The organism is Lysinibacillus parviboronicapiens (assembly GCF_003049575.1).
GTDB classification, from domain to species: Bacteria; Bacillota; Bacilli; order Bacillales_A; family Planococcaceae; genus Lysinibacillus; species Lysinibacillus parviboronicapiens.
In genome coordinates, this window is the sequence record NZ_PYWI01000017.1 from 1 (window position 1) to 25,037 (window position 25,037).

Sequence of the window (25,037 nt, forward strand, 5' to 3'; positions counted from 1 at the left end):
CATCTATGCTCGAAGAGTATGTTGGATACGGCAGTAATTTACCAAATATTAAAAATGAAAGAGAAAGAAAAATGACAAAAGCCATCGAGAGTGAACTTCTCGATGGCTTTTGTCTACAGTCTGAAGCCCTCTTCTCAAAGAGGGCTTTTTTTCGTTATTATGATACAATATGGTGGATAGAAAGTAGGGAAGCACAGATGAAAAAAAACATTCAAATTGCGATTGATGGACCTGCAGGCGCTGGTAAAAGTACAATTGCAAAAATTGTTGCAGAATCACTAGGGTTCACCTATATCGATACAGGTGCAATGTATCGTGCAGTTACGTATAAAGCGATGCAACAAAACATACATTTAGATGATGAAGCAAAATTAGCAGAAATGTTAGCAGCTAGCACGATTGATTTAAAGCCTTCACCGCAAGGACAACTTGTCTTTTTAGATGGGGACAATGTGTCAGCTGAAATCCGTTCTAACGAGGTGACATCGTCTGTTTCGCAGGTTGCTGCACATGCCAAAGTACGTGAATTATTAGTGGCACAGCAGCAAAAACTTGCAGCAAATGGTGGCGTTGTAATGGATGGACGTGATATTGCTACTCATGTGTTAAAGAATGCAGAACTAAAAATCTATATGTCTGCAACTGTAGAGGAACGGGCAAGACGTCGTTTTATCGATAATGAGAAACGAGGTATTGAGTCGTCCATTGAAAAGCTGCAAGAGGAAATCGCTTTGCGCGATAAAATGGATAGTGAGCGTGAAGCGTCACCACTAATCCAAGCTGAGGATGCGATATTTTTAGACACGACAGAGCTATCAATTGATGCTGCGGCGCAAGCCATTTTAAAATTAGTGCAAGCAAAAATGGCATAAAGCCTAAAATTTCAGACATTTTTTGAATTTAAAGGATTTATTTTTGTCTTTGTCATCAATATCGAATAAAATAGTAAGGGAAGATGCGAAGGAGGGTTACATATGTCTGAAGAAATGAACTATGCAGAACAAACGTTTAACGAAGGTGATATCGTCAAAGGTATTGCAGAGCAGGTTGATGAAAAAGCAGTAACTGTTTCAATTCCAGGTGCACCGTTTGACGGAATCGTACCAATCAGTGAATTATCGAGCTTACACATTGAAAGAGCGTCTGACGCTATCTCTATTGGGGATGAGTTAGAGTTGATGATTACAAAAGTTGAAGATGAAAACTATGTATTATCAAAACGTAAAGTAGATGCCTTAAAAGCGTGGGACACACTTGAACAACAATTTGCTTCAGAAGAAGTATTTGAAGCGGAAGTTAAGGATATTGTAAAAGGTGGTCTTGTCGTAGATTTAGGAGTACGTGGCTTCGTTCCGGCATCCCTTGTAGAAGATTATTTTGTTGATGATTTTGAAGGCTATAAAGGTCAATCTTTAAGCTTTAAAATTGTTGAGCTAGATAAAGAAAAAAATCGTTTAATTTTATCTCACCGTGCAGTCGTAGAATCAGAAAAAGCTTCTCAGAAGAAACATGTCATTAACCAAATTAAAGCTGGTGATGTGTTAGATGGTAAAGTTCAACGCATAGCCTCATTTGGTGCATTTATTGATCTAGGTGGTATCGATGGGCTTGTGCATATTTCACAAGTATCTCATGAGCATGTGAGTGATGTGAGCGAGGTTTTAACAGAAGGACAAGAAGTACAGGTTAAAGTGCTTTCTGTAGACTCTGAAAATGAACGTATTTCGTTATCGATTAAAGATACGATTCCTGGACCTTGGTCGAATATCGAAGAACGTGCTGCTAAAGGCACTGTGCTTGATGGCAGAGTGAAACGCCTTACTTCATTCGGTGCATTCGTGGAAGTTTTACCAGGCGTAGAGGGCTTAGTGCATATTTCACAAATTGCACATAAGCATATTAACACGCCACATGAAGCATTAAAAGAAGGACAAGAGGTACAGGTCAAGGTACTTGACGTAAATGCAGATGAAGGTCGTCTTGCCTTAAGCATCAAGGACTTATTAGAAAATCCAGATGCTGAAGAAGTCATCGACTATGAATTACCTGAAGAAAACACAGGATTCTCGTTCGGGGATGTCATTGGCGATCAACTGAAAAACTTTAAATAAGTAGTACTAGTGAGGATACGTAATTGTATCCTCGCTTTTTTTTTGATAGAAGTGCAGAAGTGACGGATAGAATAACTATAGTGGCAACTAGCGGTGCCAAACGGTACGGAAAACGCCAAAATGACGGATAAAAGTGCCTAACAGATGGCTAGAACCGTAAAAAGCGGTCCCTTTGATGGATATGATATGATATAATGGCATTTTTCGTGTATAATAGCGAAAGACAAGAAGTTGGAAGGATGAAGTACAGATGACGAAACCAGTAGTAGCCATCGTAGGTCGTCCGAACGTAGGTAAGTCGACGATTTTTAATCGTATCGTTGGAGAACGTGTATCGATTGTGGAAGATATTCCAGGCGTAACACGTGATCGTATTTATAGTTCGGCAGAGTGGTTAACACATGACTTTAATATTATTGATACAGGTGGTATTGAGATTGGAGACGAGCCGTTTTTAGAACAAATTCGTCAACAAGCTGAGATTGCCATTGAAGAAGCAGACGTTATTATTTTTATGACAAATGGTCGTGAAGGGGTAACGGCGGCAGATGAGCAAGTCGCTAAAATTTTATACAAAACGAAAAAGCCAGTCGTATTAGCCGTAAATAAAATTGATAATCCTGACATGCGCGAAATGATTTATGATTTCTACGCACTTGGCTTTGGCGAACCTTGGCCAATTTCAGGCTCTCACGGTTTGGGCTTAGGGGATCTATTAGATGAGTGCGCGAAGCATTTCCCACAAGAAGATGAAGAACAATATGGAGACGACGTCATTAAATTCTCTTTAATTGGACGACCAAATGTTGGGAAATCTTCATTAGTAAATGCATTCTTAGGTCAAGATCGCGTGATTGTAAGTGACATTGCTGGGACAACTCGAGATGCCATTGATACGCCTTATGAATATGACGGACAGGAATATGTCATTATTGATACAGCAGGGATGCGTAAAAAAGGTAAAGTGTATGAAACAACTGAGAAATATTCAGTGTTACGTGCATTGCGCGCAATTGAACGCTCTGATGTTGTGTTAGTTGTGCTGAATGCAGAAGAAGGCATTCAAGAACAGGACAAAAAAATCGCGGGCTATGCACATGAAGCAGGTAAAGCTGTTATTATCGTTGTCAATAAATGGGATGCCATTGAAAAAGACGACAAAACGATGAATGTTCATACACAACAAATCCGGGAGCATTTCTTATTCTTGGACTATGCGCCAATTATTTTCGTGTCAGCGAATACGAAACAACGAGTTCACCAAATTTTACCGATAATCCAACGTGTAAGTGAAAATCACGCGATGCGTATTCAATCATCTATCCTGAATGAGGTGATTGAGGATGCTGTGGCACGTAACCCAGCGCCAACTGATAAAGGGCGTCGTTTACGACTTTATTATACAACGCAAGTGGCGATTAAACCGCCAACATTCGTGGTCTTTGTGAACGAAACGGAACTAATGCACTTCTCTTATGAACGTTTCTTAGAAAACCGTATTCGTGAAACATTTGATTTTGAAGGAACGCCAATCCGTTTAATCACACGAGCGCGTGCTTAACGAATATTCATACACACAGTACGCCAACCCTACATTTGTGTAGGGTGGCGTCTTTTTACAAAGGGGGAATTTTGGATGGAACGAGTTTGTGTGTTAGGTGCAGGCTCATGGGGGTCAGCACTTGCAATGGTACTGGCTGAAAATGGACATGATACGCTTGTATGGACGCATAGAGCCGACCAGGCAGAAGAAATTAATGAACAGCATACGAATAGAAGATATTTACCTGAAACGGAGCTACCAACGAATCTACATGCTACGAGCGATATTGCACAGGCGGTAGCGCATTCCACTACAATCATTGTGGCTGTGCCAACAAAGGCTATTCGTGAAGTATGTGAAAAGATGCTAGCAACCCTTGATAAAAAGGTGTTGTTTGTTCATGTATCGAAAGGAATTGAGCCTGATTCCTTAAAACGTATTTCAGAAATTTTAGCGGAGAGCTTACCAGCTGAGTTTGTGGAAGAGATTGTAGTGCTTTCTGGGCCAAGTCATGCAGAGGAAGTTGTATTGCACCACCCAACAACGATTACAGCTGCTTGTGCCAACATCGAGGCTGCGGAAAAGGTACAGGATTTATTTATGAATCAATTTTTCCGTGTCTATACAAATGAAGATGTGATTGGCGTGGAAATGGGCGGCGCATTGAAAAACGTGATAGCATTGGCTGCTGGTATTACAGATGGCCTAAATTATGGTGATAATGCAAAGGCAGCACTTATTACACGTGGTCTTGCTGAAATTACGCGTCTTGGTGTGAAAATGGGCGGCAACCCATTTACCTTTGCAGGACTTACGGGCATGGGTGATTTAATCGTGACATGTACAAGTGTGCATTCTCGGAATTGGCGCGCCGGTAATATGTTGGGTAAAGGCATGAAACTACCACAAGTACTGGAGCAAATGGGCATGGTGGTTGAAGGTGTACGAACAACGAAAGCAGCCTATCAATTGGCCGAAAAATATGATGTGGCGATGCCGATTTCTTCTGAGCTTTATGGCGTGCTTTTCAATGATGTCGAGCCGAAAGTGGCAGTCGATGCATTAATGATGCGTGTCAAAAAGCGGGAAATCGATGAAATGATGCAATGAATACAATATTATTATAAAAATGCACGTAATTTTGCGAACTTCATGGTTACCGTCTTAAAATGGACACAAATAAGGTGTCTCAGAAATACTTCTGAGACGCCTTTATGCTGTACTAAAAGCGAATTTCCTTGATTTATGGCTACTTTAACAATAATAAAAAGGTTGTCCATTTAATGATACTTAAGGGACAGCTATTTCATTTTTACAGAAGCACATAGTATAATATACGTTGATTGTCTCGTGACATTGATGAAAGGTGGTTGTCTTGAATGGGTCCGTTAGCACATATGCCTGCACTCGATATAATGTGGGTATCATTTTATTGTATCGGCTTTATGATTGTATCAGTCGGTTTGATTTATTTAGGTCGAAATAAGATTTCAAATGGTTTTTTACGGATAATCGTAAATTTAATCGCATACATACTGTTTGGACTGGGTACATTTTTAATGGTACTTATTGTTGCCACATGGCCAGCTTAAAAATAAGGAGGAGTAAATGACATGAAGAAACTAAATGCCTTTCTTTTGATGGCGGTAGCAGCGGTACTATTAGTTGGCTGTGCTTTTCCAGAAGATCAAAAAGTCGCTAATAAAGTGCCAGATGTTGACCAACTGGCAGCGGTACAACGAGCTGTCAATGAGTATCGTGAAGCAACTGGTGGCCTTGTTCCTATTAAAAATCGTGATATGGACACAGATATTTATATAAAATATCTCATTGATTTTGAAAAGTTAATACCAAAATATATTGCCCAAACACCAGCCAATGCTTATGAAAAAGGTGGCATCTATCAATATATAATTTGGGATCCTGAGAATACGGCTGAAGTTAAATTAGTAGATTTAAACTCCGCAGAGCGTATGCGTGAGTTGAATATTCGTAAAATCGGTTTAAAATATATGCCGATAAAGGACTCAATTTCCGATAATGTGTATCAAATTAACTTTGAAAAATTAGGCTATGAATCAGAAGTAACCGTGAAAAGTCCTTATTCAGGTGCTGAATTACCAATTTTTATGACTGGTGATGGCGAAATGCATGTTGACTATTCAATCGATTTAAATCAATTATTACAAGAAGACAAGCCTGAAGTGAAACCAGGTGATGATATTCGTCAGCTTCTTGTCGATAAATATCCGGTAGTGCCTGCCTATTCGGTGCCATATACAGTAGATGAAAATGGTGAGCCAACATTTATGATGGAAGCTTATAAAGCAGACATGCAAAAAGCACAGGAAGATACAAAGGCGACACAAGAAACAGAAACAGAAACAGATTAATTTACAGCTCCTTACACAAATTGTAGGGAGCTTTTTCATATTTATTTGCCTGCTCGCATATAGTGAAAAAGCGTAGATAAAGGAGGCAGAAACCTTGAGTGAAGCAGTATTTAAAGAAATTGCAGAGCGCACAAATGGCGATGTTTATATTGGTGTTGTCGGTCCAGTACGTGTAGGTAAATCAACATTCGTAAAAAAAGTAATGGAAGCGGTAGTGTTACCGAATATTGTGGATAATACAGAAAGAATGCGAGCACAGGACGAGCTGCCACAAAGCTCGCCGGGCCCAGTCATCATGACTGCTGAGCCGAAGTTTGTGCCTGCCCAAGCAACACGGATTGCAGTCGGCGAAGATGAAATGTCATTCCAAATTCGTTTAGCAGACTGTGTCGGTTATGTTATTGATGGTACAAAGGGCTATGAGGATGAGAACGGTCCGAAATTTGTGCATACACCTTGGCATACAGAGCCAATCCCTTTCCAGGAAGCGGCGAAAATTGGAACTGATAAAGTAATTCGCGATCATGCGAATATCGGTATTGTCGTGACAACAGACGGCACGGTAAATGGTATTCAGCGCCATGCCGCAGAAAAGGCCGAAGAGGAAATTGTCAATCAGTTAAAGGAAATTGGCAAGCCGTTTGTCATCGTGTTAAATTGCCAAATGCCAGCACGGGAAGAAACTGTACAGCTACGTAATGAATTATTTGAACGCTATAATGTACCAGTTATTGCGATTTCAATTGATCAAATGCGTGCATCAGATATTCAGTATATTTTACAAGAGGCACTTTTCGAATTTCCAATCCGGACGATTGAGGTTGAGAAACCAGATTGGTTGGATGTCTTAGATGCAACTCACCCTTTAAATGTGGCGCTCATCGATTCGATGGAAGAAGTGCTGTCATCTGTGATGAAAATTCGAGATGTGCAACAGGCCTCTGATGCCTTTAAAGCCATTGATTTTATCGATCAAAGTGAAGTGGTACACGTGGATTCTGGAATAGGTACAGCGGTTATTCGGGTATCGTTGCAAGGAGAACTGTATAAAGCAGTTTGCAATGAATGGCTAGATGAGCCGATTGAGACGAAGCGAGATTGGCTGCTATTCATAAAAGAAGCGGCAGAGGCAAAAGAAGCTCAAAAACGTTTTAAAGAAGCCATTAACGAAGCAGATTCGAGCGGTTATGGTGTGACATTGCCGATGATGCAGGAATTTGAGCCAACCGCACCAGAATTGATTAAACAAAATAATTTTTACGGTGTGCGTATGAAGGCAAAAGCACCATCCTATCATATTATTCGCGTTGATATGGAATCGGAATTTGCACCGCTTATTGGTTCAGAGTTCCATAGTCAACAGTTACTTAAGGATTTAAATCATGCTTATTTACATGATCGTGATGCCCTATGGCAAACACAACTTTTTGGTACACCTTTGCATGAAGTGTTAAAAGAAGGAATTCGCTATAAAATGAATGCTGTGCCACCAACAGCTAAAAAACGTATGCGTCAAACAATTGAACGTATGGTAAATGAAGGTGAAAGAGGTTTAGTGACATTTATTTTATAGTGAAAAAAAGGAAAATAAAGCGCAAAAAAATATCTTAGGGCTTTTCGTTTTTATGCGAAAAGTCCTTTTATTTTCGTTTTTTGGGTGAAAAAATGATTTTTTGGTTATAATCAGGGATGAATACAGTTGCGTAGCGGTTTTCTATGTGTTACTCTTTTTACAGAATTGATTCATGACCCTTTGAGAGGAGGTGAATGGTGTGAATAAAACAGAATTAGTAAACTCTGTTGCTGAAGCTGCAGGTCTTTCAAAAAAAGACGCTTCTAAAGCAGTTGAAGCTGTATTTGATACAATTCAAGATGCTCTTGCAAAGGGTGACAAAGTACAATTAATCGGTTTTGGTAACTTTGAAGTACGTGAACGTGCGGCTCGTAAAGGTCGTAACCCACAAACAGGTAAAGAAATCGAAATCGCTGCTAGCAAGGTACCTGCTTTCAAACCAGGTAAAGCGCTTAAAGATGCTGTAAAATAATACACGTCTAGTAGTTACATAGAGCAGTCTTCATGTAAACGAACATGAAGACTGCTCTTTTTGATGAGTAGATGTATACATAAAGTGCTACACGCAAACTTTAACTTCTGTCAGCAAATATTTTTTGTACCGAAAGCGTAACGACAGGTACAGCAGTCTCCCACCTCTATAAGTGGTGAGATGAATGTGGGTTGTAAGTTACTTTTCAGCGGGTGTCCTGCTAAAAGAAATTAAAGCTTCTGGTGGATGTTACGGAATCGGAAAGGAGTTCTTTGTGCAAGCAAAAGCCGAATCCCAACGCAATGATGCCGGGGCATCATTGAATGAGAGATGTTGTTTTTGCTGTGAATGAAGTAAGTCATTTTGCGCTTACCTTTTGGATATGCTACGATGCAATGAGAAATGTGTAATGTTTTGATATGCAGGAGGGTTTTTACGGATGTCGAATGTTGATTTATTGAAAATAGAAGAAGCAGTTAAGATGATTTTAGAAGCGGTTGGTGAAGATGTAAACCGTGAAGGGCTACTAGATACACCAAAGCGTGTTGCAAAAATGTACGCAGAAATGTTTAGTGGCTTACATGAAGATGCAAAGGATTATTTTAAAACAGTTTTCCATGAGGATCATGAGGAACTAGTACTTGTAAAGGACATTCCGTTTTATTCAATGTGCGAACATCATCTGGTGCCGTTTTATGGGAAAGCACATGTAGCTTACATACCAAACGATGGCATTGTTGCGGGGCTTAGTAAGTTAGGTCGGGCAGTGGAAACGATTGCTCGTCGTCCACAGTTACAAGAGCGTATTACGTCATCAGTAGCTGATACGATTATGGAAATGCTATCACCAAAGGGTGTTTATGTGGTCATTGAAGCAGAACATATGTGTATGACTATGCGAGGACTTAAAAAACCAGGTTCGAAAACAGTGACTTCTGTGGCACGCGGCATTTATCAAGAAGATGAAGTAAAACGTAGAGAAGTCTTGTCATTTATTCAAATGTCTTAAATTGCATGTCTAATTGTGTTATGATGTACTAAGAATTTGTCGGATTTAAGGAGTGTAAAGACGATGGCGCAAGATTATATAGTGATACAAGCAGAAGAAGATGGCGTGCATGTGATTGGCTTAACACGTGGGACGGATACAAAATTCCATCATTCTGAAAAATTAGATGCAGGTGAGGTAATGATTGCTCAATTTACTGATCATACATCTGCGATGAAAATTCGGGGTAAAGCACAAATCCATACAGCACATGGTGTCATCCATAGTGAAGGGAAAAAGTAACGTCGCATTGAAGAATACCTGACACCCATGGATTCAAACGCACAATGTGAATGGTAATATTGCAAACGTGCAAGGTTTTCAATGGCTGATTAGGTGGGGCCCACAGATTTTGTGGTCACACATACTAACCAACAAGGAAAAACAAAACGAGTATGTGTCTTTAATCCGGCATTGCGGGCAGTTGGATTTCCTACCATTCTTTCTCAGCATCTCTGTGGTGGGCGTCCTACTGCCCGTTAATGTTGGTAAGCGAAAACTTTTTATTCCGAATCGTTGCTTATGCTATAATGACTCAGTAAGCAAGCGTTATATCATGAAAATGATTGACGTATTCGAAAGTGAAATGGAGTAAGGTCTATGAATGCAACATACATTCAAAATTCAATTGCACAGTTAAAAACAGAGATTTTCATGGATGTTCGTCATAGAACTTTGCAAAAATACACAGGGGTGCCTGTGCTCGATGAAAATCAATTGTTTTACTTGTTAGTTCCCTTTTTGAATGGTGAAGAGTGGCAACAGGAACAAAGAGAAGCTGCAATTACTGTTGGAATTGTGTACGCAGCCCTAGCGGCTCACGATCATATAAAAGAATTAGATGCCACTTCAAAAGAACAGCAGTTAACCGTATTAGCTGGAGACTTTTATAGTGGTCGTTATTATGAAATTTTGGCGATGTCGGGAAATGTCGCATTAATACGAAATTTGTCACAAGGCATTGTGTCACGTTGCGAGCATCAAATTAAAGTATATGAGGCAGAAAAACGTACGGTCGAACAGTGGTTTTCTTCAATAAGCACTATTGAATCAGGTTTAATTGCGCAGTTTTTTGACCTCTATGCATTTGATGCGTATGTACCGATTATAGAAAAGAGCTTATTAATTTTACGCTTGGAAAGAGAATGGCTTTCTTACCAACGTGGACAAATATCATTAATGAGTAAAGCGCTTGAACAAAGTGCGAAACAGGCAGGCGCGACCTACAACAGCGTTATGCAAGATAAAATTGTGCGCTTAAAAACAGAGTTGTTGCAGTTTTTAGACCAAGCATCATTTTTACAAAATGATGTGAAACAAGCTCTACAAGCGCGCGTAGAGGCATCTATTGCCTCTACTAACGGATAAGAGGGGTTTTAAAAATGGCTAAATCGAAAGAAGAGCACGTACACGAAGTATTTGAAAGCATTTCGGAAAGCTATGACAAAATGAACGGTGTTATCAGTTTCCAGATGCATATCGGCTGGCGCAATGATACGATGAAGCGCATGGCCGTGAAGCCTGGATCGAAAGCTTTGGATGTTTGTTGTGGTACGGCAGATTGGACCATCGCCTTAGCAGAGGCTGTTGGTGAACAAGGTGAAGTAAAGGGCTTAGATTTCAGTAAAAACATGCTGAAAGTCGGAGAACAAAAAGTAATACCCTATCCGCAAATTGAGCTAATACAAGGGAATGCAATGGAATTACCGTTTCCTGACGACACATTTGATTATGTGACGATTGGTTTTGGGCTTCGTAATGTACCGGATTATTTACAAGTGTTAAAAGAAATGCATCGTGTCGTCAAACCAGGTGGAATGGTAGTGTGTTTAGAAACTTCACAATCTGAGATTCCAGTTTATCGACAACTATTTCGATTTTATTTTAAATATATTATGCCGTTATTCGGTAAGATGTTTGCGAAAAGCTTTAAAGAATATTCATGGTTACAGGAATCCGCAAATGATTTCCCAGGCATGAAAAAGTTAGCGACAATGTTTGGACAGGCAGGTTTAGAAAAAGTAACGTACAAAGCATATAGTGGTGGTGCAGCGGCAATGCATATGGGCTTTAAAAAAGTACGTTAATGGGGGAAGGTTTTCACGCGTGGAAAAGATGAAGTTAAAACTACTCTATTCCGATTTGAAATCAGATATAGATATCATCGAACAAGAATTAGAAACAGCGGTGAACTCGTCTTCACATTTGATTAATGATGCTTCTCTCCATTTATTACAAGCTGGTGGCAAACGGATACGACCAATTTTTGTGTTGCTTGGCGCGAAATTTGGCGATTATAATATCGAAAAGATGAAAGATGTGGCTGTGCCTCTTGAGCTCATTCACATGGCGTCACTAGTGCATGATGATGTGATTGATGATTCCGATATGCGAAGAGGGCGTCCAACTGTCAAATCGCAGTGGAATAACAGAGTAGCGATGTACACGGGCGATTTTATTTTTGCTCGTGCACTTGAATATATTACGAAGCTCGAAGACCCACTTGTGCATCAAATTTTGGCACGTACGATGGTGGAAATTTGTAACGGTGAAGTCATTCAAATTGAAGATAAATTTAGATTGGATCAGGGATTAAAGGATTATTTCAGACGGATAAAACGAAAAACGGCTTTGCTGATTTCTTCTAGTTGTGAGCTTGGTGCGGTGGCAGCAGGCGTTGATACAAAAACGGTGGGCCATTTAAAACGCTTTGGATATTTTGTTGGCATGAGCTTCCAAATTATTGATGACGTCTTAGATATTATGGCAACAGATAAAGAATTAGGGAAGCCTGCTGGTAGTGATTTATTGCAAGGTAACATTACATTACCGATTTTATTGTTAAAAGATGACCCACAGATGCAACCTTATTTAGCGAAAGTGTTTGCAGGTACGTTAACGGAGCCTGAGCGTCAAAAAATGTTGCAGTATGTGCGTAAATCTGATGCAATTGCGCAAGCTAATAAAATGAGCGATAAATATTTAAAAAAAGCATTACAAGAAATAGATGCATTACCCAAACATCCCGTAAAGAAAAAATTACGTGACATCGCTTTATTTATGGGCAAGCGTAAATTCTAGCTTTTTGTTGTACAAAAGCTCATTTTTTGTTAATATTTATCGGTAGGTGTAAAACCTGTTAGACGAATTTAAGGAGTGTTTTAAACATGGCAATCGAACAAACTTTTTTAATGGTTAAGCCAGATGGCGTAAACCGTCAAGTAGTAGGTGACATCGTTGATCGTTTTGAACGTCGCGGTTTTGTAATGAAAGGCGCTAAATTAATGGTAATTCCACAAGAATTAGCAGAAAAACACTATGCAGAGCATTCTGAACGTCCATTCTTCGGTGAATTAGTAGAATTCATCACTTCTGGCCCAGTATTCGCTATGGTATGGGAAGGCGAAAACGTTATCAAACTTGCTCGTACAATGATGGGAGCAACTAAACCAGAAGAATCTAACCCAGGTACAATCCGTGGTGACTATGCAACAACTGTTTCTCACAACATTATCCACGGTTCTGACTCTCTTGCTTCTGCAGAGCGTGAAATCGGTTTATTCTTCGGTGAAGATTTAGTTTAATTAGCTTATAGATTAAGCAATCTCAATTTTTATTGAGATTGCTTTTTTTATTGTAAAAATGGCAAAGTGGCGGATAGACCCGACCAAGTGACGGATAGAATTGGCGAAGTGACGGATAGAATCAGCGAAGTGGCGGATAGCCCCCATCAAATCAAGGTTAGACCCTAAATACATATATTTTTGTTAAAAACTTCTTACTCTTGTGAAATAAATGCTATAATATTCAGATAATTTAACATTATTAATTAGTTTAATAATGGGGAATATATTTTCTTATATGCAAATACACTTTAACGTATTGAATGAAAGCAAAGTGTGGTTTGAGAGAATCGTTACAGCAAAGGGGTAGGTCTTTATGAGAGAAGTAGTGATTGTAGCAGCTGTTCGGACAGCTATAGGGCGAAGCAAAGGGGCGTTAAAAAATGTACGTGCAGACGATTTAGCAGCAGATGTCTTGCAGGAGGTTGTGCAGCGTGCGGGTATCGATAAAGGGCAGGTAGAGGATGTCATCTTTGGCTGTGTTACGCAAACTGCTGAACAAGGAGCCAATATTGCACGTACCGCTTTATTAATGGCAGGCTTTCCTGAGACAGTGCCCGGTGTAACAATCGATCGGCAGTGTGGCTCTAGTCAGCAAGCAATGCATTTTGCGGCACAGGCTATATTAGCGGGAGATATGGATATCGTCATTGCTGGTGGTGTAGAGAGTATGTCAAGAGTACCGATGTTTTCAAATATGATGGATGCGCACAAAGGTAACCGCTTACAGGAGAACTATACAATTATACATCAGGGGCTATCCGCTGAGAAAATGGCGCAGCAATGGCAACTTTCACAAGAGCAGCTAAATGCTTATGCTTACGATAGTCATAGACGAGCGCTTGCAGCTATAGAAGCGGGACATTTTAAACAGGAAATCATGCCTGTAAAGGTAACACAAGAAGACGGTTCAGTAGCATTATTTGCAGAAGATGAAGGACCGCGTGCTGAAACAACGGTCGACATATTAAATGGCCTAAAAACGGTCTTTCAAGAGGATGGCGTTATCACAGCTGGCAATGCGAGCCAAATGAGTGATGGAGCTTCCGCTGTTGTGGTGATGTCCTTAGACAAGGCGCAAGAGCTCGGCATACGCCCACTTGCTAAAATTGTTACAAGGGTCGTGGTAGGCTCTGACCCAACACTTATGCTGACAGGTCCGATCGAAGCCACAAGACGAGCACTCGAGCGCTCAGGACTGACAATTGAGGATATCGATACGTATGAGGTGAATGAAGCCTTTGCACCAGTACCGTTAGCTTGGTTGCATGAAATTGGCGCAGATCCAGCAAAGTTGAATCCTGATGGTGGCGCTATTGCTTTGGGACATCCACTCGGTGCAACTGGTACGAAGTTATTAACAACGATGCTGTATCGGATGGAACGGGAGAACTTGCGTTTTGGTCTGCTCGCAATTTGCGAAGGTATGGGCATGGCAAATGCCACAATTATTGAAAAATTGTAAAGGGGCTGAGTCACTTGAAAAGTCATAAAGTAGTAGCAGTAGTCACAGGTGGTGCGTCAGGTTTAGGGGAAGCGACAGTGCGCAAAATTGTAGGACAAGGGGGCAAAGCTGTTATTTTTGATGTCAACGATGAGCGAGGACAGGCAATCGTAGCGGAACTAGGTGAACATGTCCAATATGCACGTGTGGATGTTACGAAAGAGGTTGAGGTAGCAGCGGGACTGGAGCAGGCTCTAGCGGCATATAGCACTATTAATGTCGCTGTAAACTGTGCTGGAATAGCAGATGCCAGTAAAGTACTGTCAAAACGTGGTGTACATGCACTTGCCTTATTTGAAAAGGTAATAGCAGTCAATTTAATCGGTACATTTAATGTGATTCGCCTTGTAGCCGAAAAAATGCAGTATAACCAAGCAAATGACGATGGTCAACGAGGCGTAATAATAAATACTGCGTCCGTAGCTGCCTTTGACGGACAAATTGGACAGGCAGCCTACAGTGCCTCGAAGGGTGGTGTTGCAGCGATGACTTTACCGATTGCCCGAGAACTTGCAGATATTGGCGTACGCGTGATGACCATAGCGCCAGGCTTAATCGAGACACCGATGTTTGGATCGTTACCAGAACAAGCCAGAACGGCGCTTGCCTCAATGACACCGTTTCCGAAGCGACTGGGCAGACCATCAGAATATGCAATGCTTGTGGAAAGTATTATTCACAATGGCTTGTTAAATGGTGAAGTAATTCGTCTTGATGGCGCTATTCGCATGCAACCGAAATAAGGCAACAACAGGATCGCTCATCAGTGGTGATGAAACGTAGAAAGTTCTAAAATCATAAAGACTAAAATAATGGTTAGTTGTAGCAATCAGCCTTGGTCGTTTTAAAGTGTATAAACGAAAGGGAGCGATAATATGCATATGATGGACACACCTTTATTATTAACGAGCTTTTTGAACCGAGCAGAACGTTTTTTTCATGCTAAGAAGATTTATTCTCGTACAAGCCCTACAACGACGATGCAAGAGTTTACCTACAAAGAATATGTAAAACGTACACGTAAATTAGCGGCTGCCCTCACAAAACTTGGGATGGCACGTGGTATGAAAGTTGGCACTTTTGCCTGGAACCATCATCGTCATTTAGAGGCTTATTTTGCCGTACCATGTGCTGGGGCTGTTTTGCATATGATCAATATTCGATTGACACCTGAGCATATTGCATATGTCATTAATCATGCAGAAGATGAAATTTTATTAATTGATGATAATTTAGTGCCACTACTGGCGCCGATTGCTGCAAAACTAACAACAGTAAAGCATTTTATAGTAATGGGGGATCATGTAGTGTTAGACAGTGTGCCATTACCGAATGCACTTTCTTATGAGGAATTACTAGCCGAAGCTAGTGATGACTATTCTTTTCCAGAGGATTTAGATGAAAATACACCTGCTGGTATGTGCTATACAAGTGCCACAACTGGAATGCCAAAAGGTGTAGTTTATACGCATAGAAGCATTGTGCTCCATAGTATGGCTGCTGGGCTTTCTGATAGCATTGCGATTTGCGAAAATGATGTCGTACTACCTGTCGTGCCAATGTTTCATGCAAATGCATGGGGCTTACCTTTCGCCAGTGTCCTGTTCGGATCGACTCAAGTATTGCCAGGACCTATGTTTACACCGCAGCTTTTACTTGATTTGTTTGAACGGTATAAAGTGACATTAACAGCAGGTGTGCCGACAATTTGGCTAGGTGTATTACAGGAGCAACGTAGTCATCCACGTGATTTAACATCATTGCGCTCGATTGTCTGTGGTGGCTCTGCCTCGCCAATGGGACTCGTGCGTGGCTTTGAGGAGGAGCAGGGGATTCCGTACTATACAGGCTATGGTATGACGGAGACATCACCGCTTGTAAGCTTATCTACTTACTTATCACATATGCAAGACTATTCAAGCGATGAAAAAATGCATGTTCGTGTGACGCAGGGGATTACAGTGCCTCTTATTGAAACGCGAGTTGTTAACGAAAATGGTGAAGTGCCTTGGGACGGTAAAACAATGGGGGAAATTACGATAAGAGGTCCGTGGATAGCGGCGCAATACTATAAGGATGAGCGCACACAAGAAGCCTTTAAGGACGGCTGGCTTTACACCGGTGATATTGCAGTAGTAACGCCTGATGGCTATATAAAAATTACCGATCGTACGAAAGACTTAATAAAGAGTGGTGGCGAATGGATTTCATCAGTTGAGCTTGAAAATGCATTGATGTCACATGACAAGGTATTTGAAGCGGCGGTTATCGCCATTCCACATGAAAAATGGCTTGAACGTCCGTTAGCATGTGTTGTGCCGAAGCCGGAGTTCAAAGATACGATTACCAAAGAGGAGCTTCTTGCTAGCTTATGTCAGCACTTCCATAAAACATGGATTCCTGATGATGTTGTCTTTTTAGATGAGGTACCGAAAACATCGGTTGGAAAGTTCATGAAGGTCAAGCTACGTGAGGATTTAAAAGATTTTCGCGTAGAAGTTTAACTTGATTTACGAGTTCTCTAACACTCCAGTAAGCGAGAGAAGGTGGTCGCAACGTCTAGCATCCTTAGGGCTAACGAGTCTGCCTATGCACATATCAGCAATATTCAAATATAGACGCTTTCCAATGGTGATATTGGAGCTGTCCTAAAAGAAAGAATAGTATGCTAGGGGTACACTGGCATGCTATTTTTTGCTATAAGGTGGAGTGCTGAAATGCCAGCCACCGGGGAAGAACTACACGAAACTTAGTAGGGTGCGTGAAGTGGAACACAGGCTAACCTCTTCATGTCCTAAGTCAATTCAATTGTGCAACAGGAAAGGGTTCACGAAGTGGCAGTAACGCATGTTTTTGTGATTGACCCGATGCGGCCTGCGCCTTGTCCACGCAAAGCACAGTGGATTTTTACCTCGTATAGGGAAATGGTATTATTGTATGCAACACTTGTTAGACAGCCCCTTTTTAGTTTGATATGAAAAATGAAACTATTTATAGTATTTGTCGTATAATTTAGTAGTAGATGGGAGGAAGTGGATGAAATGAGTATAGCTATGGTTGCTATTTTGGGCGGCGTATTGATTGCTTTAGCAGGGATATTTACCGATGCACGAACAAAAGGACAAAAAATTAAATTAAAAACTATTGAAAAAGAAGTGGAGTTAGAAAAGCTAAGATTGGAATCGTATACGCAAGAAACTGAAAAAATGAAACTAGAATTAGAACAATCAAAAGTGTTACTATTAGAAGCAAAGCAAAATTTAACGAAGTAACCTTAATTCAGCGTGAAAGACACTATTTCGATAATGACCATTTTCCGCTATAATGGGAGTACGACGCTAGAGGGGAAGATGACCGGATGTCAGATTATGAACAATTTGTAGAGGGTATAAAGCGCAAAACAGGAATAGATTTAGCGTTATACAAAGAAGCCCAAATGAAAAGACGTTTAACTTCGCTCTATGAGAAAAAGGGTTACCGTAATTTCTTTGATTTTCTTAAAGCACTAGAGCAAGACCGTGATTTAATGAATGAATTTTTAGACCGTATGACAATTAATGTGTCGGAATTTTATCGTAATGGTAAGCGCTGGGAAGTTTTGCAGAAAAAAATATTCCCAAAATTATTACAATCAAATAAACGTTTGAAAATTTGGAGTGCGGCGTGTTCGACTGGAGAGGAACCTTATTCATTGGCAATGGTATTGTCTCAATTAGTGCCATTATCCCAAGTACAAATAATTGCGACTGATTTAGACGAGAACGTCATTCAAAAGGCCAAGCTAGGGGTTTACCCAGAGCGTTCTTTAGCAGAAGTGCCCAAAGATATTCAAGCAAAGTATTTTGAACAAGAAGGAAACTTCTACCGAGTGAAAGATGACATTAAACGTTGCGTAACATTTAAAAAACATAATCTACTCAAAGATAATTACGATTCGCATTATGATTTAATCGTTTGTCGCAATGTGATGATTTACTTTACAGAAGAAGCGAAAGATCAAATTTACGCAAATTTTAGTAAAGCACTGCGTAAGGATGGCATCTTATTCGTAGGCTCAACAGAGCAAATTTTTAATCCATCCCGTTATGAATTTGAAGTAGAGGATACATTCTTCTATCGAAAAAAATAGTAAATAATATGAAAAGCATTCGTACAGTAGACAAGAAGGCGCGTCATGTACATAAATTGCCAAGCATTAGACATAGATGATCGTACGCTTTTCGCTTGTCCTAAGCAAAGAGCGTACGATTTTTATTCTTCGCTACAAAACAACCTTTTTTTAAGCAAATCGTTCAGAATATTCGCATTTAATATAGTGCTATCATATATTTAAAAGATGTGAATATTGTACGCGTTGTAGAAAATCTGAATGGGCTTATGCCGAGGCTATTTGATTGGTCAGAGATTTGTAAAAGGACTGTTTTTTTAGAGAATATATGTTATAGTGAAAAATACATACTTTAGCGAGTTGAAGGGAGAAAGCGTTTATGCGTTATTTAACAGCAGGAGAATCACACGGACCCCAATTAACAACTATTATTGAGGGCTTACCGTCACTCTTACCAATTACAGCAGAAAAAATTAATCATGATTTAAAACGTCGCCAAGGAGGACATGGCCGCGGTCGTCGTATGCAAATTGAAACAGATACAGTGGAAATTGTAGGTGGCGTTCGTCATGGACAAACACTTGGTTCTCCTGTCGCACTTGTTGTTACAAATGATGATTGGAAGCACTGGACGAAGATTATGGGAGCAGAACCGCTAGCAGAGGATGTCAATCCAGATGATGTGAAACGTCAAATTTCACGTCCACGTCCAGGGCATGCTGATTTAGTCGGGGGCATGAAATACGGCCATCGGGATTTACGAAATATTTTAGAGCGCTCTTCAGCTCGAGAAACAACTGTCCGTGTGGCAGTGGGCGCTGTTGCAAAAGCATTATTAAACGAGCTAGGCATTTCTATCGTGTCACATGTAACAGAAATCGTTGGCATTAAGGCGGATACATCTTTAGTTGAAGGGAAATCGGTAGATGAAATCCGTGCCATTGTTGAAGCAGATCCATGTTACTGCGTTGACCCGGTAGCTTCTGCACAGATGGTAGAGGCAATCGACGAAGCGAAAAAAGCTGGCGATTCCATTGGTGGTATTGTAGAAGTGATTGTAGAAGGCATGCCAGCGGGTGTCGGTTCTTATGTTCATTATGACCGTAAGCTTGATGCAAAATTAGCTGCGGCTATGCTGTCTATTAATGCGTTTAAAGGTGTTGAGTTTGGCATTGGCTTTGAAATGGCACGTCGTAAAGGTTCAGAAGTACATGATGAAATTATCTGGTCAGGGGAAGAAGGCTATCGTCGAGCGACGAATCGTCTTGGAGGCTTAGAGGGCGGTATGTCGACAGGGATGCCAATCGTCGTGCGTGGTGTTATGAAACCAATTCCTACATTATATAAACCATTACAAAGTGTAGATATCGAAACAAAAGAACCATTTAAAGCAAGTGTAGAGCGTTCGGATAGCTGTGCAGTACCAGCAGCATCCGTTGTTGCGGAACATGTTATTGCCTGGGAAATAGCGAATGCGATTATGGACCAATTCCATGGCGATCAATTACCACAATTAAAAGCTCAAATCGACGAGCATCGCCGTTATACAAAGGAGTTTTAATATATGCGTGTACCAGTAGCGACAAAATCGCATCATTATGATGTTGTACTTGGACATGATTTTTTAGCGGAAGCGGTCAAATCATTTGATGATAAACTGCAAAAAGCTGATAAGCTCTTTGTTTTTACGGATGCTAATGTGTGGTCAGCACAGGGGGCATATTTCAAGGCAAATTTCCCATACGACTTTGAAGTTTTTGTACTACCAGCTGGTGAGGCATGTAAAACCTTTGAACAATATTATGCAGCGCAAACTTTCTTACTGGAACAGAAATGTTCACGTAAATCATTTATTTTTGCTTTAGGTGGAGGCGCTGTTGGCGATTTGACAGGCTTTGTTGCTGCGACATTTATGCGTGGTGTGCCATTCATTCAAATTCCAACGACCATTTTAGCCCATGACTCTGCAGTTGGGGGCAAAACGGCGATTAACCACCCGCTCGGCAAAAATATGATTGGTGCTTTTTATCAACCAGAGGGCGTTATTTACGATACAGTTTTTACGGAGACTTTGCCTGAGCGTGAAATCCGTTCAGGCACGGCAGAGGTCATTAAGCACGCAATGATTTCAAATGCAAAATGGCTAGAGGAATTAATGACTGCAGATACAGTTATTCATTTCAGCACAGACGATTTAGCGAAGCAGCTAAAGGCTGGAATAGAAGTAAAGGCGAAAATTGTCTCAGAAGATGAAACCGAGCAATCCGTACGCAAATACTTAAACTTAGGTCATACTTACGGTCATGCTATTGAAGCTGCAGCGGGTTATGGCAAAGTAGCGCATGGCGAAGCCGTAATGATTGGTCTTGTGTACTGCTTATTATTAAGTGAACGCTATGGACAATTAAATCGTGACTTCACAACTTCATTTTTACACTTTGCGTTGAAAAATGGCTATCCATTTGAAGCGGTGAATCACTATTCATTCGAGCAATTAACAGAGTATTTATTAAAAGATAAAAAAGCGGAGTATGGAGTGTTACAATTTGTGCTACTGTCAAAAATTGGTGAACCGTTCGTGCAACCAATTGACTTAACGGAGTGCAAAGAAGTAGATACCGAATTCCGACAGCTATTAGCGGAGGTGCTTGTATGATTCGTGGACTAAGAGGTGCGATTACAATTGAGTCGGACAAGCCAGAACTTGTATGGGATGAGACAGCAAGATTAGTGCGGGAAGTCGTCACAGCAAATAATGTTGAGGTAGATGATATTGCTTCCATTGTCATTTCCACAACGCCTGATATTACATCAGCGTTCCCAGCACGTGCCGTACGATTAATGGAGGGCTGGCAGTATGTTCCCGTGATGTGCACGCATGAAATGGACGTGCCAGGCGCACTCCCATTATGTATTCGTGTATTAATACACGCCAATGTGGAAGTGGCGCAAAAAGATGTACAGCACTTGTATTTAAATGATGCAGTGAAATTAAGACCAGATTTAGCCCAAGCTAAATAATTAGAGGAGATGTTTGAGATGAAATGGAAACAACAATTGGACGGTATGCAAGCGTATAAGCCAGGTAAACCAATTGAAGAAGTACAGCGTGAATTCGGCTTACAAGAAGTCGTAAAATTAGCATCAAATGAAAACCCATTTGGTTGCTCACCAAAGGTAACAGCGTATTTACAAGATAATGCAGTAAATCATGCAATCTACCCAGATGGCTATGCACAAAACTTACGTACAGCTGTAGCAAATTATCTAGGTGTCAAAGAAACACAGCTTCTTTTTGGAAACGGCTCTGATGACATTATTACGATTCTTACTCGTGCTTTGTTGTATCCTGGTGTGAACACAATCATGGCTGATCCATCCTTCTCGCAATACTGGCATAACGCTGACATCGAAGGGGCAGAAGTACGCAAAATTCCGTGTATCGACGGTGCACATGATTTAGATGCTATGGCAGCAGCAATTGATGACAAAACATCTATCGTGTGGGTGTGTAGCCCCAATAATCCAACAGGAGTTGTGATTGCAGATAATGATTTACGTGCGTTTTTAGCCAAAGTTCCAAGTGACGTACTGGTTGTGTTAGATGAAGCCTATATCGAATATGTGACACATCCAGAGCATAAAAACACACTACCTTTAATCGAAGAGTATCCAAATGTGCTGTTAATGCGTACATTCTCAAAAGCATATGGTCTTGCTTCCTTCCGAGTGGGCTATGCAATTGGGCAACCTGAAGTAATTGCGAAGCTTGATCCAGTGCGTGCGCCATTTAACAATACCATTTTAAGCCAAACGGTAGCAGCGATTGCACTGAGCGATCAAGACTATCTACAAGCTTGCTGTGAGGCAAATGAAAAAGGCAAAAAGCAATACGTTGAATTTTGTGAAAAGCATAATTTAACTTACTACCCATCTGATACGAACTTTATTTTCTTGAATACGAATGCTGATAGCGATATTGTTTTCCATGAGCTTATGAAGCGTGGCTTTATTATCCGTAGTGGAAATGCACTGGGAACGCCAGGTTTTATCCGAGTAACAATCGGTACAGAAGCGCAGAACGAAGCATTACTAGGACATCTTGAAACGGTGTTAAAAGAGCAAGGGGTTTTTGCATGACACGCAAAGTGCTCGTTATTGGGCTAGGCTTAATTGGGGGCTCGATTGCTCTTGCTCTACAAAAAGCGCCAGAAACCAAAATTTTCGGCTATGATATGGATGCCCAAACTCGTGAGCATGCCAAGACATTAAAGATTGTCCATGACATTGTAACAGATCCGAAAGATGTCGCAGCCGACGTAGATGTCATCATTTTTGGGACACCCGTCAATGCTACACTGGAGTGGATGGAACAACTAAAATCATGGCCATTAAAAAATAAAGTAATCGTTACAGATACAGGTAGTACGAAAAAAATGATTATGCAAAAAGCAGGAGAATTACGGGCTCAAGGGATTACGTTTATCGGCGGACACCCAATGGCAGGCTCTCATAAAAGTGGTGTATTAGCTGCGAAGGCGCATCTTTTCGAAAATGCTTATTACATGTTGACGCCACTTGCAGGGGAAGAAATTATTCATATGGCTCAGCTTGAAAGCCTGTTAAAATTTACACATGCGAAAGTCGTCAGTGTATCGGCACGTGAGCACGATCATATGACAGCTGTCGTAAGCCATTTTCCACATGTCATCGCAGCATCTCTCGTACATCAGCTCGGAGAGGAAAATGGAGAGTACCCGATGACACGTTCACTTGCTGCAGGGGGCTTCCGAGATGTGACGCGTATTGCCTCATCTAATCCAGTATTGTGGCGTGATATTACACTACAAAATCGTGATGAGCTAATCGCCCAGTTAGAGGGCTGGCAATCAGAAATGAATCGTGTCAAAGAACTATTGTTAAACGGTAATTCAGACGACATCGAAAATTATTTTGCTGTTGCCAAAGACTTACGGGATGAACTCCCTATTAGCGCTGGTGCCATGTTTACATCGTTTGATTTGTATGTGGATGTTCCTGACTATCCAGGGGTTATTTCTGAGGTGACAGGCATACTAGCTGATGAAGCCATCAGTATTACAAACCTGCGTATCGTTGAATCTCGTGAAGATGTCTTCGGGATACTTGTCATTAGCTTACAAAGTGAAAGTGACCGTGAACGTGCTGCAGCTTGTATTCAAAAACGTGCAAACTTTGAAACATATATTTCATAGATAAAGAAAATCGCGTTGCTGTCATAGCGCCGAATGTCTAGCAAAAGAGAAAGCGTCGATGTATCGGCGCTTTCTATCTTCATATGGAGGGGAGAAATTACTATGAGTGAAAAAGTATTACAATATCATAAACCATCCTTACAAGGGATACTAACGATTCCTGGAGATAAATCCGTGTCACACCGTTCTGTGATGTTTGGCTCAATCGCAACTGGAAAAACGACGGTTGATGGTTTTTTACTTGGAGAGGATTGTTTAAGTACAATTGATTGCTTCCGCAAGCTTGGCGTGAAGATTGATGTAGATGGGACAAATGTGACGATTGACAGTGCTGGTATGGACGCATGGCAGGAGTCGACAGAGGTATTATATACAGGAAACTCTGGGACAACAACACGTTTGATGCTTGGTATTCTAGCTGGCTCCAATGTACATACAGTGATGACAGGAGACGCATCGATTGGCAAACGCCCTATGCGTCGTGTTATTGACCCACTACGTCAAATGGGGGCGCATATTACTGGCCGTGCAAATGGACAATTTACACCACTAGCGATTCAAGGAACGAAGTTGCAAGCAATTGACTATCAAATGCCCGTTGCTAGTGCGCAGGTGAAATCGGCTATTTTACTAGCAGGGTTACGAGCAGAAGGTACAACCATTGTGCGTGAATCGGAAGTGTCACGTGACCACACCGAGCGTATGTTACGTCAATTTGGCGCACAGGTAGATGTGGCTGATGGTGTTGTGTCGTTTAAGGGAGGGCAAAATCTGACAGGTACACATGTTTCTGTACCAGGTGATATATCTTCTGCGGCCTTTTTCTTAGTAGCCGGTGCTATTTGTAAAGGTAGTCGTATCGTGTTAGAAAATGTCGGCGTCAATCCGACCCGCGACGGCATCATTGAGGTCCTACAAAATATGGGAGCTTCCATGACGCTAGCGTATAATGAAGATGGTCAAGCAGAGCCGACAGCAACGATTACGATTGCAACGTCTACTTTGAAGGGGACGACGATTGAGGGGGACATTATTCCACGTCTCATCGATGAAATTCCTATACTGGCGTTATTAGCGACACAGGCACATGGCAAAACGATTATAAAAGATGCCGAGGAGTTAAAAGTAAAGGAAACAGATCGTATTACCGCGGTAGTAGATGAGTTGAAAAAATTAGGGGCTACAATTGAGGCAACAGCAGACGGCATGGTGATCGAGGGTCCTACGCCATTACGAGGGGCAAGCCTAAAAACCTATGGTGACCACCGTATTGGTATGATGGGGGCTGTCGCAGCGCTAATGACCGATGGAGCCGTGACATTAGATGATGCACAATGTATTGCAGTTTCTTATCCGACGTTTTTCGAGCATGTTGAGACAGTGACACAGTGAACAACACAAGGCTCTCCAATTCTTTTGGGGAGTTTT

25 protein-coding genes are annotated in these 25,037 nt (G+C 41.1%); all 25 read left to right on the forward strand.

The features are described 5' to 3' along the window. The first annotated feature begins 197 nt into the window (after positions 1–197). The 25 genes from cmk (at position 198) to aroA (ending at position 25,001) form a co-directional block, all read left to right on the forward strand. Positions 198–872 (forward strand): (d)CMP kinase, encoded by a 675-nt coding sequence (gene cmk / locus C9J35_RS14630; protein WP_054768057.1) that lies wholly within the window; start codon positions 198–200, stop codon positions 870–872. 102 nt (positions 873–974) lie between these two features. Then, a complete protein-coding gene (rpsA, locus tag C9J35_RS14635) occupies positions 975–2,111 on the forward strand; it encodes a 30S ribosomal protein S1 (RefSeq protein ID WP_107925098.1) in 1,137 nt (378 codons plus the stop codon). 250 nt (positions 2,112–2,361) lie between these two features. Next, on the forward strand, positions 2,362–3,672 hold the full coding sequence (gene der / locus C9J35_RS14640) for a ribosome biogenesis GTPase Der (protein WP_107925099.1): 1,311 nt from the start codon (positions 2,362–2,364) through the stop codon (positions 3,670–3,672). A gap of 75 nt (positions 3,673–3,747) precedes the next feature. Then, positions 3,748–4,764: an NAD(P)H-dependent glycerol-3-phosphate dehydrogenase gene (locus C9J35_RS14645; RefSeq protein ID WP_054768027.1), complete on the forward strand. Its 1,017-nt coding sequence runs from the start codon at positions 3,748–3,750 to the stop codon at positions 4,762–4,764. Between the two features lie 269 nt (positions 4,765–5,033). Beyond that, the gene (locus C9J35_RS14650; protein ID WP_107925100.1) at positions 5,034–5,246 is read left to right on the forward strand and encodes a DUF2768 domain-containing protein; all 213 of its coding nucleotides are present in this window, start codon (positions 5,034–5,036) and stop codon (positions 5,244–5,246) included. Positions 5,247–5,267: 21 nt separating this feature from the next. Next, positions 5,268–6,047, forward strand: coding sequence for a YphF family lipoprotein (locus C9J35_RS14655; protein WP_054768028.1), 780 nt, complete (start codon positions 5,268–5,270; stop codon positions 6,045–6,047). A 94-nt stretch (positions 6,048–6,141) separates the two neighbouring features. Further along, positions 6,142–7,620 (forward strand): stage IV sporulation protein A, encoded by a 1,479-nt coding sequence (spoIVA, locus tag C9J35_RS14660; RefSeq protein WP_107925101.1) that lies wholly within the window; start codon positions 6,142–6,144, stop codon positions 7,618–7,620. Between the two features lie 199 nt (positions 7,621–7,819). Then, entirely contained in the window at positions 7,820–8,092 is a 273-nt protein-coding gene (gene hbs, locus C9J35_RS14665) for a non-specific DNA-binding protein Hbs (RefSeq protein WP_004232618.1), read from the forward strand. 439 nt (positions 8,093–8,531) lie between these two features. Then, positions 8,532–9,101, forward strand: a complete 570-nt coding sequence (folE, locus tag C9J35_RS14670) for a GTP cyclohydrolase I FolE (protein ID WP_054768029.1) — start codon at positions 8,532–8,534, stop codon at positions 9,099–9,101. Positions 9,102–9,164: 63 nt separating this feature from the next. Beyond that, the gene (mtrB, locus tag C9J35_RS14675; protein WP_054768030.1) at positions 9,165–9,383 is read left to right on the forward strand and encodes a trp RNA-binding attenuation protein MtrB; all 219 of its coding nucleotides are present in this window, start codon (positions 9,165–9,167) and stop codon (positions 9,381–9,383) included. 357 nt (positions 9,384–9,740) lie between these two features. Beyond that, positions 9,741–10,508 (forward strand): heptaprenyl diphosphate synthase component 1, encoded by a 768-nt coding sequence (locus C9J35_RS14680; RefSeq protein WP_107925102.1) that lies wholly within the window; start codon positions 9,741–9,743, stop codon positions 10,506–10,508. A gap of 14 nt (positions 10,509–10,522) precedes the next feature. Further along, a complete protein-coding gene (locus C9J35_RS14685) occupies positions 10,523–11,227 on the forward strand; it encodes a demethylmenaquinone methyltransferase (protein ID WP_107925103.1) in 705 nt (234 codons plus the stop codon). Positions 11,228–11,246: 19 nt separating this feature from the next. After that, positions 11,247–12,221 carry a heptaprenyl diphosphate synthase component II gene (hepT, locus tag C9J35_RS14690; RefSeq protein ID WP_107925104.1) on the forward strand — a complete coding sequence of 325 codons (975 nt, stop codon included), beginning with the start codon at positions 11,247–11,249 and terminating at the stop codon, positions 12,219–12,221. An 86-nt stretch (positions 12,222–12,307) separates the two neighbouring features. Beyond that, positions 12,308–12,724: a nucleoside-diphosphate kinase gene (gene ndk, locus C9J35_RS14695; protein ID WP_054768033.1), complete on the forward strand. Its 417-nt coding sequence runs from the start codon at positions 12,308–12,310 to the stop codon at positions 12,722–12,724. A 355-nt stretch (positions 12,725–13,079) separates the two neighbouring features. Next, positions 13,080–14,228 (forward strand): thiolase family protein, encoded by a 1,149-nt coding sequence (locus tag C9J35_RS14700; protein WP_107925105.1) that lies wholly within the window; start codon positions 13,080–13,082, stop codon positions 14,226–14,228. Positions 14,229–14,242: 14 nt separating this feature from the next. After that, on the forward strand, positions 14,243–15,010 hold the full coding sequence (locus tag C9J35_RS14705) for a 3-hydroxyacyl-CoA dehydrogenase (RefSeq protein WP_107925106.1): 768 nt from the start codon (positions 14,243–14,245) through the stop codon (positions 15,008–15,010). A 132-nt stretch (positions 15,011–15,142) separates the two neighbouring features. Then, a complete protein-coding gene (locus C9J35_RS14710) occupies positions 15,143–16,771 on the forward strand; it encodes a long-chain fatty acid--CoA ligase (RefSeq protein WP_107925107.1) in 1,629 nt (542 codons plus the stop codon). Between the two features lie 537 nt (positions 16,772–17,308). Next, entirely contained in the window at positions 17,309–17,539 is a 231-nt protein-coding gene (locus tag C9J35_RS14715; protein WP_054768058.1) for a hypothetical protein, read from the forward strand. A gap of 86 nt (positions 17,540–17,625) precedes the next feature. Next, positions 17,626–18,396, forward strand: coding sequence for a CheR family methyltransferase (locus tag C9J35_RS14720; protein ID WP_107925108.1), 771 nt, complete (start codon positions 17,626–17,628; stop codon positions 18,394–18,396). 358 nt (positions 18,397–18,754) lie between these two features. Beyond that, positions 18,755–19,936: a chorismate synthase gene (gene aroC, locus C9J35_RS14725; protein ID WP_107925109.1), complete on the forward strand. Its 1,182-nt coding sequence runs from the start codon at positions 18,755–18,757 to the stop codon at positions 19,934–19,936. A 3-nt stretch (positions 19,937–19,939) separates the two neighbouring features. Continuing rightward, complete coding sequence (gene aroB / locus C9J35_RS14730; RefSeq protein ID WP_107925110.1) at positions 19,940–21,031, forward strand: 3-dehydroquinate synthase; 1,092 nt, start codon at positions 19,940–19,942, stop codon at positions 21,029–21,031. Beyond that, entirely contained in the window at positions 21,028–21,396 is a 369-nt protein-coding gene (gene aroH, locus C9J35_RS14735; protein WP_054768034.1) for a chorismate mutase, read from the forward strand. Before aroB ends, aroH begins: the two co-directional genes overlap by 4 nt. Before the next feature lie 18 nt (positions 21,397–21,414). Next, positions 21,415–22,515: a histidinol-phosphate transaminase gene (hisC, locus tag C9J35_RS14740; RefSeq protein ID WP_107925111.1), complete on the forward strand. Its 1,101-nt coding sequence runs from the start codon at positions 21,415–21,417 to the stop codon at positions 22,513–22,515. Beyond that, positions 22,512–23,609 carry a prephenate dehydrogenase gene (locus tag C9J35_RS14745; protein WP_107925112.1) on the forward strand — a complete coding sequence of 366 codons (1,098 nt, stop codon included), beginning with the start codon at positions 22,512–22,514 and terminating at the stop codon, positions 23,607–23,609. The genes hisC and C9J35_RS14745 overlap by 4 nt, the downstream gene beginning before the upstream one ends. A 102-nt stretch (positions 23,610–23,711) precedes the next feature. Further along, positions 23,712–25,001: a 3-phosphoshikimate 1-carboxyvinyltransferase gene (gene aroA, locus C9J35_RS14750; protein WP_107925113.1), complete on the forward strand. Its 1,290-nt coding sequence runs from the start codon at positions 23,712–23,714 to the stop codon at positions 24,999–25,001. The last annotated feature ends 36 nt before the right edge of the window (positions 25,002–25,037 follow it).

Coding starts and splice junctions, on each gene's coding strand:
- cmk (WP_054768057.1), top strand. CDS start 198: ATGAAAAAAAACATTCAAATTGCGATTGATGGACCTGCAGGCGCTGGT.
- rpsA (WP_107925098.1), top strand. CDS start 975: ATGTCTGAAGAAATGAACTATGCAGAACAAACGTTTAACGAAGGTGAT.
- der (WP_107925099.1), top strand. CDS start 2,362: ATGACGAAACCAGTAGTAGCCATCGTAGGTCGTCCGAACGTAGGTAAG.
- C9J35_RS14645 (WP_054768027.1), top strand. CDS start 3,748: ATGGAACGAGTTTGTGTGTTAGGTGCAGGCTCATGGGGGTCAGCACTT.
- C9J35_RS14650 (WP_107925100.1), top strand. CDS start 5,034: ATGGGTCCGTTAGCACATATGCCTGCACTCGATATAATGTGGGTATCA.
- C9J35_RS14655 (WP_054768028.1), top strand. CDS start 5,268: ATGAAGAAACTAAATGCCTTTCTTTTGATGGCGGTAGCAGCGGTACTA.
- folE (WP_054768029.1), top strand. CDS start 8,532: ATGTCGAATGTTGATTTATTGAAAATAGAAGAAGCAGTTAAGATGATT.
- mtrB (WP_054768030.1), top strand. CDS start 9,165: ATGGCGCAAGATTATATAGTGATACAAGCAGAAGAAGATGGCGTGCAT.
- C9J35_RS14680 (WP_107925102.1), top strand. CDS start 9,741: ATGAATGCAACATACATTCAAAATTCAATTGCACAGTTAAAAACAGAG.
- C9J35_RS14685 (WP_107925103.1), top strand. CDS start 10,523: ATGGCTAAATCGAAAGAAGAGCACGTACACGAAGTATTTGAAAGCATT.
- ndk (WP_054768033.1), top strand. CDS start 12,308: ATGGCAATCGAACAAACTTTTTTAATGGTTAAGCCAGATGGCGTAAAC.
- C9J35_RS14700 (WP_107925105.1), top strand. CDS start 13,080: ATGAGAGAAGTAGTGATTGTAGCAGCTGTTCGGACAGCTATAGGGCGA.
- C9J35_RS14710 (WP_107925107.1), top strand. CDS start 15,143: ATGCATATGATGGACACACCTTTATTATTAACGAGCTTTTTGAACCGA.
- C9J35_RS14715 (WP_054768058.1), top strand. CDS start 17,309: ATGAGTATAGCTATGGTTGCTATTTTGGGCGGCGTATTGATTGCTTTA.
- C9J35_RS14720 (WP_107925108.1), top strand. CDS start 17,626: ATGTCAGATTATGAACAATTTGTAGAGGGTATAAAGCGCAAAACAGGA.
- aroC (WP_107925109.1), top strand. CDS start 18,755: ATGCGTTATTTAACAGCAGGAGAATCACACGGACCCCAATTAACAACT.
- aroB (WP_107925110.1), top strand. CDS start 19,940: ATGCGTGTACCAGTAGCGACAAAATCGCATCATTATGATGTTGTACTT.
- aroH (WP_054768034.1), top strand. CDS start 21,028: ATGATTCGTGGACTAAGAGGTGCGATTACAATTGAGTCGGACAAGCCA.
- hisC (WP_107925111.1), top strand. CDS start 21,415: ATGAAATGGAAACAACAATTGGACGGTATGCAAGCGTATAAGCCAGGT.
- C9J35_RS14745 (WP_107925112.1), top strand. CDS start 22,512: ATGACACGCAAAGTGCTCGTTATTGGGCTAGGCTTAATTGGGGGCTCG.
- aroA (WP_107925113.1), top strand. CDS start 23,712: ATGAGTGAAAAAGTATTACAATATCATAAACCATCCTTACAAGGGATA.